Here is a 16,843-nt window from a genome sequence, read left to right as displayed (position 1 = left end):
AATGCACGACGAGCTCGGGGGACCTCCACGAGAGGGATCGCTCGGCCACTGGGAAGGAAGAACGTCAATGAGGTCGGCGGAAATCCGCAAACGATGGCTCGGCTATTTCGAGGATCGCGGGCACACGGTCGTGCCTTCGGCATCGTTGATCGCGGACGACCCGACACTGCTGCTGGTACCTGCCGGTATGGTGCCGTTCAAGCCGTACTTCATCGGCCAGGAAAAGCCGCCCTTCCAGCGCGCCACGAGCATCCAGAAATGCGTGCGGACCCCGGACATCGACGATGTCGGCAAGACCACCCGCCATGCCACGTTCTTCCAGATGTGCGGCAACTTCTCATTCGGGGACTACTTCAAGAAGGAAGCGATCACCCTCGCCTGGGAACTGCTGACCGGCCCGCAGGACGCGGGCGGCTTCGGTATGGAACCCGAGCGGTTGTGGATCACCGTCTTCCACGAGGACTCCGAAGCCGAGGCGATCTGGCGTGATGTCGTCGGCGTCCCGCCGGAGCGGATCCAACGCCTCGGTATGGGGCCGAACTTCTGGTCCATGGACGTGCCGGGCCCCTGCGGACCCTCGTCCGAGATCTGTTACGACCGGGGCCCGGAGTTCGGCGCCGAAGGCGGCCCGGCCGTCAACGACGAGCGTTACATCGAACTCTGGAACCTCGTCTTCATGCAGTACGAACGCGGTGACGGAACCGGAAAGGAGGACTTCGAGATCCTCGGGGAGCTGCCGGCGAAGAACATCGACACCGGTCTCGGCCTCGAACGGCTGGCGATGATTCTCCAGGGCGTGAACAACATCTTCGAGATCGACACCTCGCGAGCCGTCATCGACAGGGCGACCGAGCTGACCGGGGTTCCGTACGGCGCGGATCCCGAATCGGATGTCTCACTGCGCATCGTGTCGGACCATATGCGGGCGTCGGCCATGCTGGTCGGAGACGGGGTCACGCCCGGCAACGAGGGCCGCGGTTATGTGCTGCGCCGGATCCTGCGCCGTGCCATCCGCAATATGCGGCTGCTCGGCTCCACCGGGCCGGTCGCCGGAGCCCTGCTCGACGCCGTCCTCGACATCATGGGTGAGCAGTACTCCGAGCTCCGTGAGGACCGTGCGCGCATCGAGATAGTCGTCCTGGCGGAGGAAGCCGCATTCCTCAAGACGCTGAGAACCGGCACCGCCATTCTCGACGAGGCGGTCACCGAGACCAAACGCCGCGGTTCCTCGGTCCTGGTCGGCGACAAGGCGTTCATGCTGCACGACACCTACGGCTTCCCCATCGACCTGACTCTGGAAATGGCCGCCGAGCAGGGACTGGAGGTCGACGAGGGCGCTTTCCGGCAGCTCATGAAAGAGCAACGGGACCGCGCCAAGGCCGACGCCCGTGCGAAGAAGCTCGGCCACGCCGACCTTTCCGCCTATCGGGATGTCATGGACCGCACGGGGAGCGTCGAGTTCACCGGATACGAGTCGCTGGAGGACGAGGCATCGGTCGTCGGCCTGCTGGTCGACGGGCTCCCCTCGCCCGCGGCGTCCGAAGGCGACGATGTCGAGATCGTTCTGAGCCGGACGCCCTTCTACGCCGAGGGCGGCGGCCAGTTGGCCGACCACGGCCGCATCCGGACAGACTCGGGCGCGACCGTGGCCGTACGCGACGTGCAGCAGCCGGTGCCCGGGGTCCTGGTGCACTCGGGCACGGTCCTGGTCGGTGAAGTCGCCCTCGGCTCGGCGGTGTTCGCGAAGGTCGATGTCGACCGCCGTCGTGCCGTCTCCCGCGCGCACTCGGCGACCCACCTGACGCACCAGGCCCTGCGCGACGCGCTCGGCCCGTCGGCCGCGCAGGCCGGCTCGGAGAACTCCCCCGGGCGGTTCCGCTTCGACTTCGCCTCACCGTCCGCGGTGCCCCACTCCGTACTCGCGGACGTCGAGCAGGAGATCAACGAAGTGCTGGCCCGCGAGCTGGAAGTGACCGCGGCGGTGATGACCATGGACGAGGCCCGCAAGCAGGGCGCCGTCGCGATGTTCGGCGAGAAGTACGGCGACCGGGTGCGCGTCGTGACCATCGGCGACTACTCCAAGGAACTGTGCGGCGGAACGCACGTCCGCAACACCGGGCAGCTCGGCCTGGTGAAGCTGATGGGCGAGTCGTCCATCGGCGCGGGCGTCCGGCGAGTCGAGGCACTGGTCGGAGTGGACGCCTACCGCTTCCTGGCCCGCGAGCACACGTTGCTGAGGCAGCTGACCGAGCTGGTCAAGGGCAAGCCGGAGGAGCTGCCGGAGAGGATCGCCGGCATGATCACGCGAATCCGGGACGCGGACAAGGAGATCGACCGCTTCCGGCGGGACGGTCTCATCCGGGCGAGCGCGTCGCTGGTGGGGTCCGCCGAGCAGGTCGGGGGTGTCGCACTGGTCGCGTCCGAGGCGGGCGAGGGGATAGCGATGGACGACCTGCGGCGGATGGCACAGGATGTGTGCGCGCGGTTCCCTTCCACGGAAGCCGCGGTCGCCCTGTTCTCCGTCAAGGACGGCCGACCGCTGTGTGCGATCGCGGCGAATGAGAAGGCACAGGCGAGCGGAGTGAGGGCCGGCGAGCTGATCCGTACGGCGATGACGGTCCTCGGCGGTCGCGGAGGCGGCAAGGACGGCGCGGCGCAGGGAGCGGGCACCGACACCGGCGCCGTGGACCGGGCGATCGCCGCGGTGCGGCGGGCCGTTCTCACGCGGGCTCCGTCTCGGAGTCTGTAGAACAGTCCCGCCCGTTGCGGCTGGGCGCCACGCCGATGTCGATCCCCGAGGCCGACGTGGAGCCCGGCCGGCACCGAGGCCGTCGACCGCCCTCTCAGTCCGCCGCCGCGAGCAACGACAGTTTCCCGAGGCCGGCCCGCTGAGCCAGGCGGTGAGCCAGTGTGCGCGATTCACGCACCAGGGCGGGCACGTCGAGGCCCAGCAGTTCGCCGTCGGCCACCCTCCGCCGTCCCGCCACCCAGACGTCCTTCACCTCGCGGGGTCCCGCGCAGTAGACGATCGCCTGGAACGGGTCGTGGACATTGGCGAGGGCCGGAGAGTCGCCGTCGAAGACAACCAGGTCGGCGGCCTTGCCGGGTTCCAGCGAACCGACCTCAGTATCGAGGTCCAGCGCGGCGGCACCTTCGACGGTCGCCATGCGCAAGGCAGCTCGCGCGCTCAGGGCGGCGGGGTCGAGCTGATCCAGTCGTTGCAGAAGGACGCCGGTCTTGATCGCTTCCAGCATGTCCTGACGGTCGTTGCTGGCCGGGCCGTCCACGCCGAGCCCGACATTGATCCCACTGCCGCGCAGCCGTGAGACCGGGCACACCCCCGACGCGAGGACCATGTTCGACACCGGGTTGTACGAGACGCCGACGCCGTGCGAGGCAAGGAGGCGGATGTCGGCGTCCCCGAGCCACACGCAGTGCGCCGCGAGTGTCGGCGACGCGAACAGACCGTTCCGCGCGCAGTATCCGATGGGGCTCGTACGGCGGGTCTCCCGGATGAACTCGATCTCCTCTCGCGACTCGTGGAGGTGGATATGGACCCCGTCCGCGTGGGACGAGGCGAAATCGACCGACCGTGCGAACATCGACGGGGATTGCGCGGCCACCGTCGCGATACCGACGCGGAACCGGCACAGGGTGCCGGCGGCCGCGGCCTCACGCAGTGCGGTGTGTTCGGCGAACACGTCCTCCACCGCGGCGCCCGCCCGCCGGTCACTCGCGCCGTAGGAGACGATGCCCCGGAGGCCCAGTTCTTCGAGGCCCTGGACGACTCCGGGCGTGACGGGAGTCGCTCTCGGGTCGCAGACGAACATGTCGTTCGTCAGCGTGATCCCGGTCCTCAGCATCTGAGCGCCGGCGAGCATGGTCCCGATGAAGGCGCTCTCCCGGTCGAGTTGGGGAGCGACGGCGTCGATCAGCACCCGAAGCCAGTCACCGAGAGCGAAGTTCTCCGCGATTCCCGTCACGAGGGCTTCGGAGAAGTGCCCGTGCGTGTTGATGAACCCGGGGGTGACGATGTCGTCGGGCCCGCCGAGAACGGCCAGGCGGGGAAACCTGCCGGACAGATCGGCGAACGACCCGACGTCCCGGATCGTGTCACCCACCACGCGTACGGCGCCGTCCGGGATCATCTCGGGATCGGACGCCGTCAGGACGTACTTGCCGCGAATCAGAAAACCCGCGTCCGGCTCGGGGAGAGCGGCGGTCTCCCCCGGAGTCCCCGTCGGATGCGGGCGGTCGGACCGTTCGGTCATCGGATGCGCACCTGTTTCTCATACGGTGTCGGAGTCGGTTGCGGGGCGTGCCCCGAAAGCCACCGGGGCTTCAGAGCCCGGACACGTCCCGGGTTCTCCTTTCGGGCATGAAACGGGCGCACCCTTCCAGTTCCTGAGCGAAGTCGCCCCACAACTGGGCGTACTGGCGGGCGAGTTGAATCATCATGGAGACACTGTGTGAAGGCACCGTCGAGGCGAGCGAGGCGGGCTCCAGCAACCCTGACGCGTTCGCCTGCAACAACTGGAGAAGCTGTCGTCCGGCCTGCTGGTGGCGCATGGAAGGATCGCGCGCCAGCTTGGTGATGATGCTGGCCGGGTCCGCCGCCGCCGACAGCGAGGCCCGCAGCGGGCGCGACTCCGGGCGACGCCCGGCCGGTGACACCTGGGAGCCCGACCGGCGGTCCCTGTCGGACGAGTGCGCGGACGGTACCGGATCTTCGCCGCGTGCCAGGCGGGCGCGCACATCGGCGACCGTGTTCGGCGATATCCCGGAGATCTTGGCCACCTCCCGCAGTGACGACCGCGGCTGGTCGGCCAGCATCCTGGCGGCCTTGAGCCGGCCTTCCACCGTGCTCAACGGCCGGGTCCTGCCGTCGCGTCCCACGCGGGCGGACGGCAGCGACGACACGTCCTGGGCCGTGTGCCGTATCTCTGCGACGATCTTGGCCGCCATGCCGACCACCTCGGCGATCGCCCGATCGGACATCTCGGGGTGCGAGGCGATGATGCCCGCAGCGGCCGCCCGCCGGTCGGCGCGCGACAGCGGGAGGCCATGCCTCACATTCGCCTTGACCGCGCAGAGGAACGCGTCCTCGGCGGTTCCTTCGAAGAACTCGACGCTGATGGTCTCTTTCCCGTTGAGCAGGGCCGCCATGAATCGGTGGGCCCCGTCGACCACTTCCCTCGTTCGCCGGTCCACGAGGATCGGCGGAAGTTCGTCGCCGATCTCCGCGAGGCGCGCGACGTGCTCCTCGTCCCTTCCTCCCAGGCGTGGAGAGCGCCCCAGCGTGAGGCCGGCGAGTGGGAGAACCCAGGGCCCCCGCCCCGCGGGCAGGCCGTCGTCCGCGATACCGCCGCAGGGGGGCGTCGATTCCTCGTGGAGGGCTGATACCGGCATCGCGTCCACCTGATTCAAGGCTCTGATCCCCTCGTTGGCCGTCGGCCCCGCTCCGGAGGCCGCGGATCCCCACCGCCCGCGGAGACGGTCGGGGCACGTGAGCTGGCTCCTCACGGTGGCTCCGGGCGGTGAGAGCGAACGCACAAGTACTGGGCGTCTCTTCACACGCTAGACAGCCCGGTGTCCCGGGTTCCTGGGGCGGATGTCCCATATATGTCCCGGCTGACGGGTCCCCGGCACCGGTTCCGTCACCGCTTCATGGCGATCTGCCCCGTCCGTACGGTAGGGACGGCGGCGCGGCGTGCCTGCCAGGTGCCGGGGGGCCGGGCCGCACGCTCACGGTGCGCGTCAGCCCCCCAGCCCGGCTTCGCGCGCCCGCACGACCGCCTCCATCCGGTAGTGCACGTCCAGCTTGCCCAGGATCTGCGAGACGTAGTTGCGGACCGTCTTCTCCGCCAGCACCAGGTCCCTGGCGATCCGGCGGTTGTTCCAGCCGCGCGCCAGCAGGTCGAGCACCTCGGCCTCACGCCCCGTCAGCTGTGGGAAGGCCGACCGGTGGGACACGGCGTGGGGTTCCGAGAAGTACTCGCCCAGCCGCCTCGCTATCACCGCGCTGAACACGGCGCCGCCCTCGGCGACGATCTCGATGGCGCGCAGCAGTTCCTGTTCCGAGGTCCGTTTGGTGATGTAGCCGCTGGCCCCGGCCCGCATGGCCGCCACCACCGAGTCGTCGTCGTCCCGGACCGAGACGGCCAGTACGCGTGGGCCCCCGCTGTGCTGGGTCCCGTTCACCGCGCTCCGCGCCGGGGGGAGACCCGACCGCAGGGTCCGGATGGCGGCCATTCCCGCGCCGCCCTCCAGCCGGGGCTCGATCAGCACGACATCGGGCGGGGCCGGGAGCTCCGGCAGTAAACGCAGTACTCCCTCGGTCGACTCCGCCTCGCCCACCAGTTCGAAGCCGTCCACGTCGGCCAGCAGGTGCCGGATGCCGGCGCGGAACAGCGCCTGTTCATCGACCACCAGGACACGCACCAGCAACGCGCGCCTTCCGGCGCCGCCATGGGCGCGGTCCCCCTGTCGCCGGTTCCCGCTGGGACCCGGCCATTCTCCGTGCCGCGCTTCAAGTTCCGTGTTCCCGACAGTGTGCACGCCGTTCTCCCCGCTGATCTTCGGCGCGCGATGGACCGCTTGATCACCCGCCGATGCAATGGGGGCACGATAGTCCTGCCCCGGCACTGAATCTGTCGGTTGTTCGCCCCACAAAATCCCAGGTCCGGCGTCGTCTGCCGGGTTGGGCACGCGGTCGCCGCCTCCGGCGGGACCGCCGGTCGTCCCGGCCGGCAGACGGAGGTGGCCGAGGGCGTCGCCCTCTTCCGGCGGCGGCTGCGCAAAGCCGGTGCCCACGTGTTCCGTTGGGCCCAGGTTGGGCCCGGGGGCCCTGCGTATCGGTCCCGTCGATCTCTACTGTCTCTCTCTGGCCGAGGTAACCGCGTGGACTTGGGAGTCCGATGATCAGCGTCCAGAGCGACCCGAGAGCGCCGCAACGTGATGCCAGGGGCCAGGGCGGTGTCGAGTACGTCGCGCTGATAGGTGTCGTCGCCGCGATCGTCGGCGCGATCGTGGCGCTGACGGTCCCGGACGACACGTCGGTCGCGCTGAACGACGCGGTGTGCCGCATCGTCAACGCCGGTGACGGCGGGGAGGGCTGCGACTCCGGCGGCGGGAACGGGGACGACGGGGGAGGGGGAGAGGACGGGGACGGCGACATACCCGAGGGGCCGCCCGGTGACCCCTTCCAGCCCGCGAAGTGCCTGCTCTCCCAGGATCAGACCAAGGACACGGTCGTCGTCCAGATCCTCTTCATCAAGATCAGCGGCTCGGAACAGCTCAAGGTCCAGCAGTGGTCGGACGGGACGGTCACTCTGGAGCGGGTGACGGACAGCAGCGTCGGGGTCACGGCCAGCGTCTCCGCCGGCATTCCGGGCCTGAAGGACTGGGGCGGCAGTGCCTCGCTGAACGGCACCTACAGCAAGGGCAAGGGCCAGGGCGGGCAGTGGGTGTTCGCCAGTAACAAGAGCGACGACCCGCAGGCCGACCTCGCCGCGAACCTCGCCGACGCCGAGGAGTTCGCCGCCGCGCTCAAGCAGTCGGACGTGTGCGACGCGATGATCGGCTCCCCCGTCTCGCCGATCAGCCAGGTCGGGTGCAAGAACAACGCCATGTCGCAGATGCAGGCCGCCAACCCCGAGCGGATGCCGGACGTCGACATCACCAAGACCACCACCGAGGTGTCGGGCGGGGTGAGCTTCGGCAAGTCCTTCAAGAAGGGCGCCGGCGGCAAGGACGCGAACGGCAAGTCCAAGGATCTCGGCAGCATCTCCGTCGACGGGCTCAGCGGTTCGATGACCGAGGACGTCGTGGTCATGCGCGCCAACACCGGCCCCGACGCCGGGAAGATCACCTTCGTCTACACCTTCAGCGTCGACGGCAAGGGTGGCCAGGTCGCGCAGGGCAAGGCCACGCGTATGCAGCAGGTCTCCGTGACCTACGACGCGGCGACGTTCGACCAGGAGGAGAAGGACGGCAAGGAGCACCGACCGGAGAAGCTGGTCATCACCACCAGCCAGGAGAACGGCGCGGGCGCCGGTGTCCAGGTCGGTGCCGGTGCCAATGTCCCGGGTACGCCGGTGACGATCGATGTCGGCGGCGGTGGCGGCACCATCGAGTCGCAGATCCACACCGAGTCGGCCGAGGTCGTCCTCGACAACGACGCCGACGGCAAGCTGGTGGAGGACTGGCTGCGTGGCCGGGGCGACTTCCCCGCCGGTGACGCCCTGCCCACCCCCTCGGACGCGGCGGAGGTGCCGGGCAGCGACGCGGGACCGCTGGAGCGGCTGCTGCACGACAAGGGCAAGCTGTCCCGGCTCGACTACAAGGCCAACACCGACTGGTGGAACGCGTCGTTGGGAATCGGGTTCGGCATCTCGGCAGGCCAGGTGACGATGGGCTTCAAGCTGTTCGGCATCGACATCACGCACGAGGAGAAGAACCAGACGATCACCGGGGACCCGACGTACGCCACCGGTCCGAAGAACGGCGGGGCCCGGCCCTGGGTCGAGTGGAAGAACTGCACACAGACCAGCCCGATCGTCTGAACCCCCGGGGCCCGGCTACCGTTTGATGCCCACGCCCGCCAGCAGGCTGATCTGTGCGTCCGGGATGTCGGCCCCGTCCGCGGCGGGCTCGGCGGGGCGCCAGCGGTGGCAGCAGCAGATGCCCGGTTCGATCAGGTCGAGCCCGTCGAAGAAACGGCGCACCTCGCCGTGCGAACGGAACTGCACCGGGGACCCGGACTTCGTGTAGACCTCCGCGACCTTGTTCCAGGTGACGGGGTCGAAGTCCGGCGTGCAGTGGTTCATCGCGAGCGCGCTGCCCACCGGGAGCGGGTCCAGGAGCCGCTGGATGATGGCATAAGGGTCGTGGGGGTCGGTGATGAAGTGCATGAGCGCGTTGAGGGACAGGGCGATGGGCCGGTCGAAGTCCAGCACCCCCGCGTCCTCCACGGCCCCCATCAGCGCGTCCGGGTCGGTGACGCTGGCCTGCACGTAGGCCGTGCGCCCCTGTGTCGTGCTGCGCATGAGGCGTTCGGCGTACTTCAGGACGAGCGGGTCGTTGTCCGCGTACACGACGCGGGCGTCGCTCGTGACGGACTGTGCGATCTGGTGGAGGTTGGGCTCGGTCGGGATGCCCGTACCGATGTCGAGCCACTGGCGGATGCCGTACTCCTGCGCCAGGACCCGGGTGGCCCGGTGCATGAACGCCCGGTTCTCGCGCGCGGTCACATAGATGCCGGGGTGCGCCTGCGCGGCGACCAGAGCCGCTTCCTTGTCTATCTCGAAGTGGTCCTTGCCGCCAAGGAAGTAGTCGTACATCCGGGCCGAGTGGGCCTTGCTCGTGTCGAGATCCTGGCCGGCGTGCCTGGTGGTCATGTGCTTCCCTTCAATCTGTGTCTGTCGGCCCGCAGGCCAGGGACGGGTACGTGCCTCGTCCCTTCCGCTCACCGCCGGATCACCCGGCGGTCAGATGACCGGCGGTCAAGTGATCGGCCAAGCCCTCTTTGACTCCGCGGACGAACGCGGTGATCTCCTCCGGCGTGTAGATCAGCGCCGGGCCCGCCGGATCGGCGGACTGCCGTACGGCCACGCGGCCGTCGGCGAGTTGTTTCGTCTCGACGCACTGACCGCCGTTCGGCCCGCTCCACGGGCGCTCCCAGCCCTGTTCTCCGAGATTGCGCGCCGGCATGCCGTTGTAGACACCCTCACCGGTGATCGTCATGAGTACTCCTTGCGCATACGGTTCAGGAGCGCCCTGCTGTCCTCGGACGACGTCAGCAGCGCCATGCGGGAATGTGCCTCGAGATGGGAGACGACGTCCGCGCGCTGGTCCAGATAGACCGAGGCGCACAGGAGTTCGCTGTAGACGATGTCCGGCAGTTCGGGTTCCTCGAACCGGAAGTAGGTGAACGGGGCGCACGCTCCGACATGCGCGCCCGCGGCGAAGGGCACGATGTCGAGGCTGACATGCGCCAACTCCGAGACCTCCAGGAGGCGTTCGAGCTGCTCCCGCATCACATGGGGGCTGCCCACCACCCGGTGCAGCACGGCTTCCTCCATGACCACCCACAACGTGGGGGCGTTCTCCTGGTCCAGCAGGCTCTGGCGGCGCAGACGCAGCTCGACCCGGCGTGCGAGTTCCTCCTCGCTGCCGTTCGGTAACCCGCCGCGCAGCACGGCGCGTGCGTAGTCAGGGGTCTGAAGAAGACCGGTGACGTACTGGGGTTCGTAGGTGCGCAGGGTCTTGGCGCCGGCCTCCAGGCTGACGTAGGCGGTGAACCAGCTGGGGACGGCGTCACGGTAGGAGTGCCACCAGCCGGGTTTGTTGGCCTGCTCGGCGAGGTCGACGAACTCTTCGATCTCCTGGCGGTCCGCGCCGAAGGTCTCCAGAAGCTTCTCCGCGTAGAGAGGCTTCAGGGCGACCTCGGCCTTCTCCAGGCGGCGGATCGTCAGGGTGGTCACCCGCAGAGCCTGCGCCGCGTCCTCCAGCGAGGCACCGACGCTCTGCCGCTTCTCCTGCAGCCGGCGGCCGAGGATCATGCGCAGAACTGTCGGTGCGCTGGTGCTGGAACGGGCTTCGCTCACACCCAACCTCCTGAGGAGCCGTCAATAACACCATTCTGACAGCGACTTGATGTCGACGCCAGGGTGATACCGGCGCCGCTGAAATTATCAGGGAGTCGGTTGCAGCATGAGCGTCAGCACTTGCATAGTGGACGTGTGAGCGGTCAAGTCTCAGCAATGGCGCGCGGATCCGGTCCGGAGAGGGCATGTGATGTCGATGCCGTCGTCGGCCCCCGTTGCCGGGTGTCCGGCTCGACGTAGACCTCTTCACGGTTCGAGTTGAGTCCCGCATCCCCCCACCACCTCATCGCGCCCACCTCCGGAAGGCGCTGGAAGGCGACAACCGTGACTCTGTCCACGCCCTCAGTCCCGGCATCGACCCCCTCGTTAGCCGGGACCAAGTCGCGCCGGGAGTACTGGTTCGGCCTGCCCGCCCTGCCCACCAGCGCCAGATCCGCCCGGGACACCGTGCGCGACCTGCTCCGCGCGTGGAAGCTGCCCGGCGACACCTGCTGCGACGCGGTGCTGCTGGTCTCCGAGCTGACGACGAACGCGGTGCTCCACACCAGCAGCGGTCATGTCCTGTGCGGTCTCACGCTGACCGGCGACCAGCGGCGCCTGCGTATCGAACTGCACGACGAGGGCGACACCCCGGTCCGTCCGCCCGAGACCGCCGTCGGTCCCGGGGCGGAGGGCGGACGAGGGCTGTTGCTCGTTCAGCAGCTCTCGTACAGCTGGGGCTCCGCGCGCTCGAAGTGGGCCGGGGGCAAGGTCGTCTGGGCGGAGTTGACGGCCCACCCCTGACGCGGCGGTCGACGCCGGACGGCGCCGGTCCCGGCGGCGGAAGCCCGGACCGGCGTGGCCGGGACCGGCCGGCCGCCCACCGGACGAGTCGCCCCGTCCGAGACAGCAGCGAGCGCACGGCACCGCTGAGTTCCCTTCGCGCGGTGGAACCCCTCCTCCCCGACCCCCTGCGGAAGGTGCCCATGACCCCACCCGAGGAAGCCGCTCCGCCCGTCGTGCTGTACGTGTGCGCCGACCGGGCCCGGGGCGTGCAGACGGGAGCCACGCAGCGCGCGCGGACGGAGGGCCACGCCTACGCCGAGGAGCGCGGACTGGCGATCGCCGAGGTCGTCACCGATACGTACGGTGAGCCCGACCCGGCCCTGCGCAGAGGGTGGCAGCGGGTGAGACAGCTGGCACGGACGGGCCACGTCACGGCGGTACTGGTCCGCTGGCCCAGCTCCATCGCCCCGGAGCCCGCGCACGAGCTCCGGCACCGCGAGGTCGCCTGGCTCCACGACCAGGGCGTGCACGTCCGGTACACCTGGGCGCCCCTCTCGTCGAAGGGCTGCGGGGCCTGGTGATCCGGCCCCGTCCGACGACGCCCGGCCAGTCATCCCAGAGCGCGGGCCAGCATCCGCACGACTCCCACGGCGCCGCGCACGGCCCACTGGAACAGCCCGACCTCCACGGCCAGTTCGGCGGCGTCCGTGGCCGTCTCCAGCGCGTCGTCACCGGCACGGCACCGGGGACAGGGACGAGGCCAACGGCGCTTGCGCGCCCCGCACTTCTTGCATCTGGTCATGATCCTCGGCACCTGGTCTCGGCGGACGGACTGTCGCGACTGCGCCGACCTCGGTCGGCAGTTGAACCATCGTCACCGCCAGGAAGGGACCGGGAACAGTCGCCACAAGTCGCGTCCGCCGACGACCAACGGTGATGGCGGCGCCCGGCGGGGCCGTCCCGCGGTGGGGCCGCACCGGTGACCGGTGACTCCCCGTACGGCGACGGCTGGTCGCCCCCGGCCTGGCGACCAGCCGTCCAGAAGTGTCAGGCGGCGTCGAGCTCCGCCAGCTCGGCGGCGGTGAGTTCCAGATCGGCCGCCGCGGCCGAGTCGGTGACGGTCTCCGGCCGGCTGGAGCCCGGGATCGGCACCACCGTGGGGGACTTCGCCAGCAGCCACGCCAGGCAGGCTTGCTGCGGACTCACTCCGTGGGCGTCGGCGACGGTCCGGAACCGGGAGTGCGCGGAGCCGAGCCCGCCTGCGTTCCTGATACCGCCGAACGGACTCCACGGCAGGAACGCGATCCCCAGCTCCGCGCACAGCTCCAGCTCCGGCTCGCTGGAACGGAACGCCGGTGAGAACTGATTCTGTACGGAGACGAGCCGGCCGCCGAGAATGTCGTAGGCCAGCCGGATCTGCTCCGGATTCGCGTTGGAGACACCGGCCTGCTGGATCTTCCCCTCGTCGAGCAGGTCCCGCAGCGCGCCGACGGACTCCTCGTACGGCACCCCGGGGTCGGGGCGGTGGAACTGGTACAGCCCGATCGCCTCCACCCCGAGCCGCCCGAGCGAAGCCTCACAGGCGCGCTTGAGGTACTCGGGGGAGCCGTCCACCGTCCAGGAGCCGTCACCCGGCCGCAGATGGCCGCCCTTGGTGGCGACCAGGACCTCGGAGCCCCGGCTGTGCGTCGCCAGCGCCTTCGCGATCAGGGACTCGTTGTGGCCCACCTCGCCGGCGTGCAGGTGGTAGGCGTCCGCCGTGTCGATCAGCGTCACCCCGGCGTCCAGCGCCGCGTGGACGGTGGCCAGGGAACGGGCCTCGTCCGGCCGTCCCTCGATCGACATGGGCATACCGCCCAGGCCGATCGCGCCCACCTCGGCGGTACCAATACGGCGAGTCTTCATGGTGTGTCGCTCTCCCTTGCCGCTGTCGTGCGCTGCCGGGTCCCCGGCAGGCTCCCCCCAGGTCCCTGCCCGGCGGAGCGTTCCGTACCCGTCGGGCCCACCGTTCCCCTACCCCGGACAGGAACCGGCACCGGCGCTCGGGAGGCCCCGGCTCACGCGGCTCGCGCGGATCCCGCCGGGACCCGGAGCTCCGGCTCCGCCCGCAGCCCGGCGACGTCCACACCGCTCTCGGTCAGTACGCGCTCGATCGTCGCCGCGGACTCCGCGTCCGTCCCGGTTCCCTTCAGCAGCGCGGCCAGCAGATGGGTCGTGCCGACCGTGGGGGAGTCCTGAGATGCGGCGGTGAGCTGTGTGACATGCAGCAGGCGCCGGTCGAAGTCGGCCGTGCCGTCGACCTCCGGGGGCTCCTCATCGGCGACCCCGGTGGAGGGCAGCAGCACCCGGGTGATGGCGTCCTGTCGCGCACCGTGCCGGCGCAGGAGTTCCGCACCCCGGTTCGCGCCCGCCAGCTTCTCGGGCAGTTCGCGGTCGGCGACGGTCAGCGACCGGTCCAGCGCCAGGATTCCCAGCAGCACATCGACCGGCTCGATCTTCGGCACCCCGCGCCGCACCGCGCCCCGCCGTGCCTCCGACCTCACCACACCGACGACCGCCGAGCCGAACCCCGCACCGCCCCCGAAGACCCACTCGGTGAACTTCCGGGTCAGCGGATTGCCGCTCTTCCCGAACGTCCCCGCCTTGCGCAGCACCAGCACCGTCGACGGCTCCGGCGTTCCGTCGCTGCCCCGCAACGCGTCGAGAGCCGTCGCGGCAGCCGAGACGTCCAGCTTCTCCACCAGCATGGCCTCGCGGGCCCGCGTGTCGTCCAACTCGACCAGTGCGCGCGCCACATGGCGCACGCGCACCGAGACAGTGCCCTCCTCCCGCGCGGTCTCCAGCGCCTTGCGCAGGCAGGACCGCAACGCGCCTGTCATCGGCGGGAGTTGAATGCTCTCCTGCTCCTCATCCGTCTTCTTCCGATTCTTCCAGCGCAGCCGCTTGGCCTCCTCCTGCCGGACCTCCCGCCACAGGGCGTCGATCTCCCGCTCGTCGTCGTCCCGGACTTCCGCCGTAGCGTCCCCCGCGTCGGCACTGACCCACACGGACGTCCCCCGGCACCCGATCGAACCGGCGAGCGAGCCGGAGGCCCTCATACCGGGGGCGATCGCGGAACCCGCGGCCGAGTCACCCGACACGAGCGCGTTCAGCACGCTCTCCGTACCGACGTCCTCGCGCTCCTCCTTGGCCACCTTGATCATCGTCTCCAGCAGGAGCTGGACGACGTCCCGCTCGAACTCGGTGGTCGCGTCGGCGTTCCGGTCGGACGTTCGCTGATCCATCGGGTTTCCCTCTCTCCGTGGTGGAACCTGCTGGGAAGGACGCAAACAGGTGCTCCACGGATGCCTTTCGGCCCGCCGGTCCTGCTTCCGGTTCGAAACGGCCGCCGGTGGCAACCGCGCGGCGTCGGGCCGCACCTCCGGGCAGCCGGTCATCGGAGTACCGAACGAGTACGGGCTGCCCCTCACCTGATCCGGAGCGCCCCGGCCGGTCGCATCAGCCGTTGTACGGGGCGGCGACGTCGAGGACCCAGGTGACTCCGAACCGGTCGGTGAGCATGCCGTACAACGCTGCCCCGCCGCTCGCCCGGCCGCCTCTACTCAATCGATCTGAGTGCCGGTACTCATGCCCGGTGTCGCCTCGCCGGACGAGCATCGACCCACCGGCGGCGCAGCGAACGCCGGTTCGGACACCTCAGACGACGACGATGGTGGAGAACCCTCATGTCCCGACGCACCGTTCTTCTGTCCGTGACCGCCGCGGTCGCCGTGCTGGGAGGCGCGGGGGCGTTCGCCCTCGCGCACGCCGGGGAGCAGCCGCCCGCCCTGGAGCGGAGCACCGCCCGTTACACGGCCCCCGACGGCGACCGTGCCGGCTCGCTGGTCTTCACGACCGACGCGACCGCGTCCTCCGGCGTCGAGGACGTCAAGGTGCTCGCCTGGCCCGCGGATTCGGCGTTCGCGGAGAAGGAGCTGACCGCCCGGGACATGGCCACCGCCGAGCCGGCCACGTGCGAGTCCTCCGGTGAGGACACCGTGCGCTGCGCCTACACCGTGCCCGTGACCGCCGCCGAAGCCGCCGAATCCCCCCGTGGAACCTGGCACGTCGCGGTACTGGCCCGAGCCGGTGACGGCTCCACGACGCTCGACCCGAAGGCGACCCGGTTCAACGTCGGCTGACGCCTTATCACTTCGACGTACGGTGCGTACCGACGCGTCCGGTGCCTCCGGACGATCGGCGCGGGTGCGTCAACTCCCGTACGCAGAGCCCGCGTTGGCGTGGGACGTCCCGTGAAGGTCGTGAGGGTTCGTGCAAGATTCTCGGGGTTCGGTCACGGGAGCGGAAAACTTGGAGGGCTCACTCGGCGCTCCAACTGGCCGGGCACCCCCCATGCGATGGGAGACCGATCAACGATGTTCACTCTGGTACGGAGCAGAGCGCGGACTGCCGCGCTCGCGCTCTCGGCCGTCGCGGCCCTCGCCTTCGGTACGACCACCACGACCGGCGCGACAGCCGCGCCCGCCCCCGCCCCAGCCCCTGGTCCCGCACCCGCGAAGCAGGGCCCGACCTCGGTGGCGTACGTCGAGGTGAACAACCACAGCATGCTCAACGTCGGCAAGTACACCCTCGCCGGCGGTACGGACAGCGTCTTCGACGTCGCCGTGATCTTCGCGGCGAACATCAACTACGACACGGGCACGAAGGCGGCGTATCTGCACTTCAACGAGAACGTGCGGCGCGTCCTCGACAACGCAGCCACCGAGATCCGGCCGTTGCAGCAGAAGGGCATCAAGGTCGTCCTCTCGGTGCTCGGCAACCACCAGGGGGCGGGCTTCGCCAACTTCCCGAACCAGCAGGCGGCTTCGGCGTTCGCTGTACAACTGTCGGACACCGTGGCCCAGTACGGTCTCGACGGCATCGACTTCGACGACGAGTACGCCGAGTACGGCAAGAACGGCACCGGCCAGCCCAACGACAGTTCGTTCGTGCACCTGGTGACGGCGCTGCGCGCGAACATGCCGGACAAGATCATCAGCCTCTACAACATAGGCCCGGCCGCCTCGCGTCTCTCCTACGGCGGCGTCGACCTCTCGTCCAAGTTCGACTACGCCTGGAACCCGTACTACGGCTCCTGGCAGGTCCCCCGCATCGCGCTGCCCAAGTCGAAGCTGTCCCCGGCCGCCGTCGAGATCGGCCGGACCTCGCAGACCACGGCCGCCGATCTGGCCCGCCGCACCGTCGGTGAGGGGTACGGCGTCTATCTCACGTACAACCTCGACGGCTCCGACCGCAGTGCCGATGTCTCGGCGTTCACCAGGGAGTTGTACGGCAGCGACGCCGTCTACACCCCGTAGGGCGACCGTGTGGCCCCGGCCCCCTCTGGGGAGGGGGACAACGGTGTTGCTAGGGGGGGTGGTGTCGTGTCTCCCCTCTCCTTCCCACAACCTTCAGCTTAAGCCCACCCCGGT

Annotated in this window: 15 protein-coding genes and 1 pseudogene; 6 read left to right on the top strand and 10 right to left on the bottom strand. The window is 69.7% G+C overall.

Annotated features, from left to right (window positions below):
* Positions 1-67: 67 nt before the first annotated feature.
* Positions 68-2,749: an alanine--tRNA ligase gene (gene alaS, locus ACZ61E_RS01225; protein WP_469696517.1), complete on the top strand. Its 2,682-nt coding sequence runs from the start codon at positions 68-70 to the stop codon at positions 2,747-2,749.
* A 94-nt stretch (positions 2,750-2,843) separates the two neighbouring features.
* On the opposite strand, the gene ACZ61E_RS01220 is transcribed toward alaS, so the two are convergent.
* The 3 genes from ACZ61E_RS01220 to ACZ61E_RS01210 form a co-directional block, all read right to left on the bottom strand.
* Positions 2,844-4,271: an amidohydrolase family protein gene (locus ACZ61E_RS01220; RefSeq protein WP_469696515.1), complete on the bottom strand. Its 1,428-nt coding sequence runs from the start codon at positions 4,269-4,271 to the stop codon at positions 2,844-2,846.
* Between the two features lie 70 nt (positions 4,272-4,341).
* Positions 4,342-5,409, bottom strand: coding sequence for a ParB/RepB/Spo0J family partition protein (locus ACZ61E_RS01215; RefSeq protein ID WP_469696513.1), 1,068 nt, complete (start codon positions 5,407-5,409; stop codon positions 4,342-4,344).
* A 348-nt stretch (positions 5,410-5,757) separates the two neighbouring features.
* Positions 5,758-6,441 carry a LuxR C-terminal-related transcriptional regulator gene (locus ACZ61E_RS01210; protein ID WP_469696511.1) on the bottom strand — a complete coding sequence of 228 codons (684 nt, stop codon included), beginning with the start codon at positions 6,439-6,441 and terminating at the stop codon, positions 5,758-5,760.
* Between the two features lie 476 nt (positions 6,442-6,917).
* On the opposite strand from ACZ61E_RS01210, the gene ACZ61E_RS01205 reads away from it, so the two are divergent.
* A complete protein-coding gene (locus ACZ61E_RS01205) occupies positions 6,918-8,564 on the top strand; it encodes a hypothetical protein (RefSeq protein ID WP_469696510.1) in 1,647 nt (548 codons plus the stop codon).
* A 15-nt stretch (positions 8,565-8,579) separates the two neighbouring features.
* Here the strand turns inward: ACZ61E_RS01205 and ACZ61E_RS01200 are convergent, their stop codons facing one another.
* From ACZ61E_RS01200 to ACZ61E_RS01190, 3 genes are all read right to left on the bottom strand, one after another.
* On the bottom strand, positions 8,580-9,398 hold the full coding sequence (locus ACZ61E_RS01200; RefSeq protein WP_469696509.1) for an SAM-dependent methyltransferase: 819 nt from the start codon (positions 9,396-9,398) through the stop codon (positions 8,580-8,582).
* A 79-nt stretch (positions 9,399-9,477) separates the two neighbouring features.
* Positions 9,478-9,744: a DUF397 domain-containing protein gene (locus tag ACZ61E_RS01195; protein WP_469696508.1), complete on the bottom strand. Its 267-nt coding sequence runs from the start codon at positions 9,742-9,744 to the stop codon at positions 9,478-9,480.
* Positions 9,741-10,607: a helix-turn-helix domain-containing protein gene (locus tag ACZ61E_RS01190; RefSeq protein WP_469696506.1), complete on the bottom strand. Its 867-nt coding sequence runs from the start codon at positions 10,605-10,607 to the stop codon at positions 9,741-9,743. The genes ACZ61E_RS01195 and ACZ61E_RS01190 overlap by 4 nt, the downstream gene beginning before the upstream one ends.
* Before the next feature lie 324 nt (positions 10,608-10,931).
* Between ACZ61E_RS01190 and ACZ61E_RS01185 the strand changes: the two genes are divergently transcribed.
* Together ACZ61E_RS01185 and ACZ61E_RS01180 are read left to right on the top strand one after the other, a co-directional pair.
* Positions 10,932-11,390 (top strand): ATP-binding protein, encoded by a 459-nt coding sequence (locus ACZ61E_RS01185; protein WP_469696505.1) that lies wholly within the window; start codon positions 10,932-10,934, stop codon positions 11,388-11,390.
* A gap of 182 nt (positions 11,391-11,572) precedes the next feature.
* Positions 11,573-11,953: a hypothetical protein gene (locus ACZ61E_RS01180; protein WP_469696503.1), complete on the top strand. Its 381-nt coding sequence runs from the start codon at positions 11,573-11,575 to the stop codon at positions 11,951-11,953.
* Positions 11,954-11,982: 29 nt separating this feature from the next.
* Here ACZ61E_RS01180 and ACZ61E_RS01175 read toward each other — a convergent pair whose 3' ends face one another.
* From ACZ61E_RS01175 to ACZ61E_RS01160, 4 genes and pseudogenes are all read right to left on the bottom strand, one after another.
* On the bottom strand, positions 11,983-12,174 hold the full coding sequence (locus ACZ61E_RS01175) for a hypothetical protein (protein WP_469696501.1): 192 nt from the start codon (positions 12,172-12,174) through the stop codon (positions 11,983-11,985).
* Positions 12,175-12,419: 245 nt separating this feature from the next.
* Positions 12,420-13,277 carry an aldo/keto reductase gene (locus ACZ61E_RS01170; protein ID WP_469696499.1) on the bottom strand — a complete coding sequence of 286 codons (858 nt, stop codon included), beginning with the start codon at positions 13,275-13,277 and terminating at the stop codon, positions 12,420-12,422.
* A gap of 152 nt (positions 13,278-13,429) precedes the next feature.
* The gene (locus ACZ61E_RS01165) at positions 13,430-14,656 is read right to left on the bottom strand and encodes a hypothetical protein (protein ID WP_469696498.1); all 1,227 of its coding nucleotides are present in this window, start codon (positions 14,654-14,656) and stop codon (positions 13,430-13,432) included.
* A 214-nt stretch (positions 14,657-14,870) separates the two neighbouring features.
* Positions 14,871-14,948: pseudogene (locus tag ACZ61E_RS01160) on the bottom strand (VOC family protein); the annotation flags it as partial.
* A 149-nt stretch (positions 14,949-15,097) separates the two neighbouring features.
* On the opposite strand from ACZ61E_RS01160, the gene ACZ61E_RS01155 reads away from it, so the two are divergent.
* Positions 15,098-15,553 (top strand): DUF5707 domain-containing protein, encoded by a 456-nt coding sequence (locus ACZ61E_RS01155; protein ID WP_469696496.1) that lies wholly within the window; start codon positions 15,098-15,100, stop codon positions 15,551-15,553.
* Positions 15,554-15,787: 234 nt separating this feature from the next.
* Positions 15,788-16,729, top strand: a complete 942-nt coding sequence (locus ACZ61E_RS01150; RefSeq protein WP_469696494.1) for an endo-beta-N-acetylglucosaminidase H — start codon at positions 15,788-15,790, stop codon at positions 16,727-16,729.
* Positions 16,730-16,843 lie beyond the last annotated feature (114 nt).

It is taken from the genome of Streptomyces sp. NPDC104581 (assembly GCF_055583685.1).
Note: the sequence above shows the minus strand (reverse complement) of the source record. Positions and strands in the feature narration are given on the sequence as shown.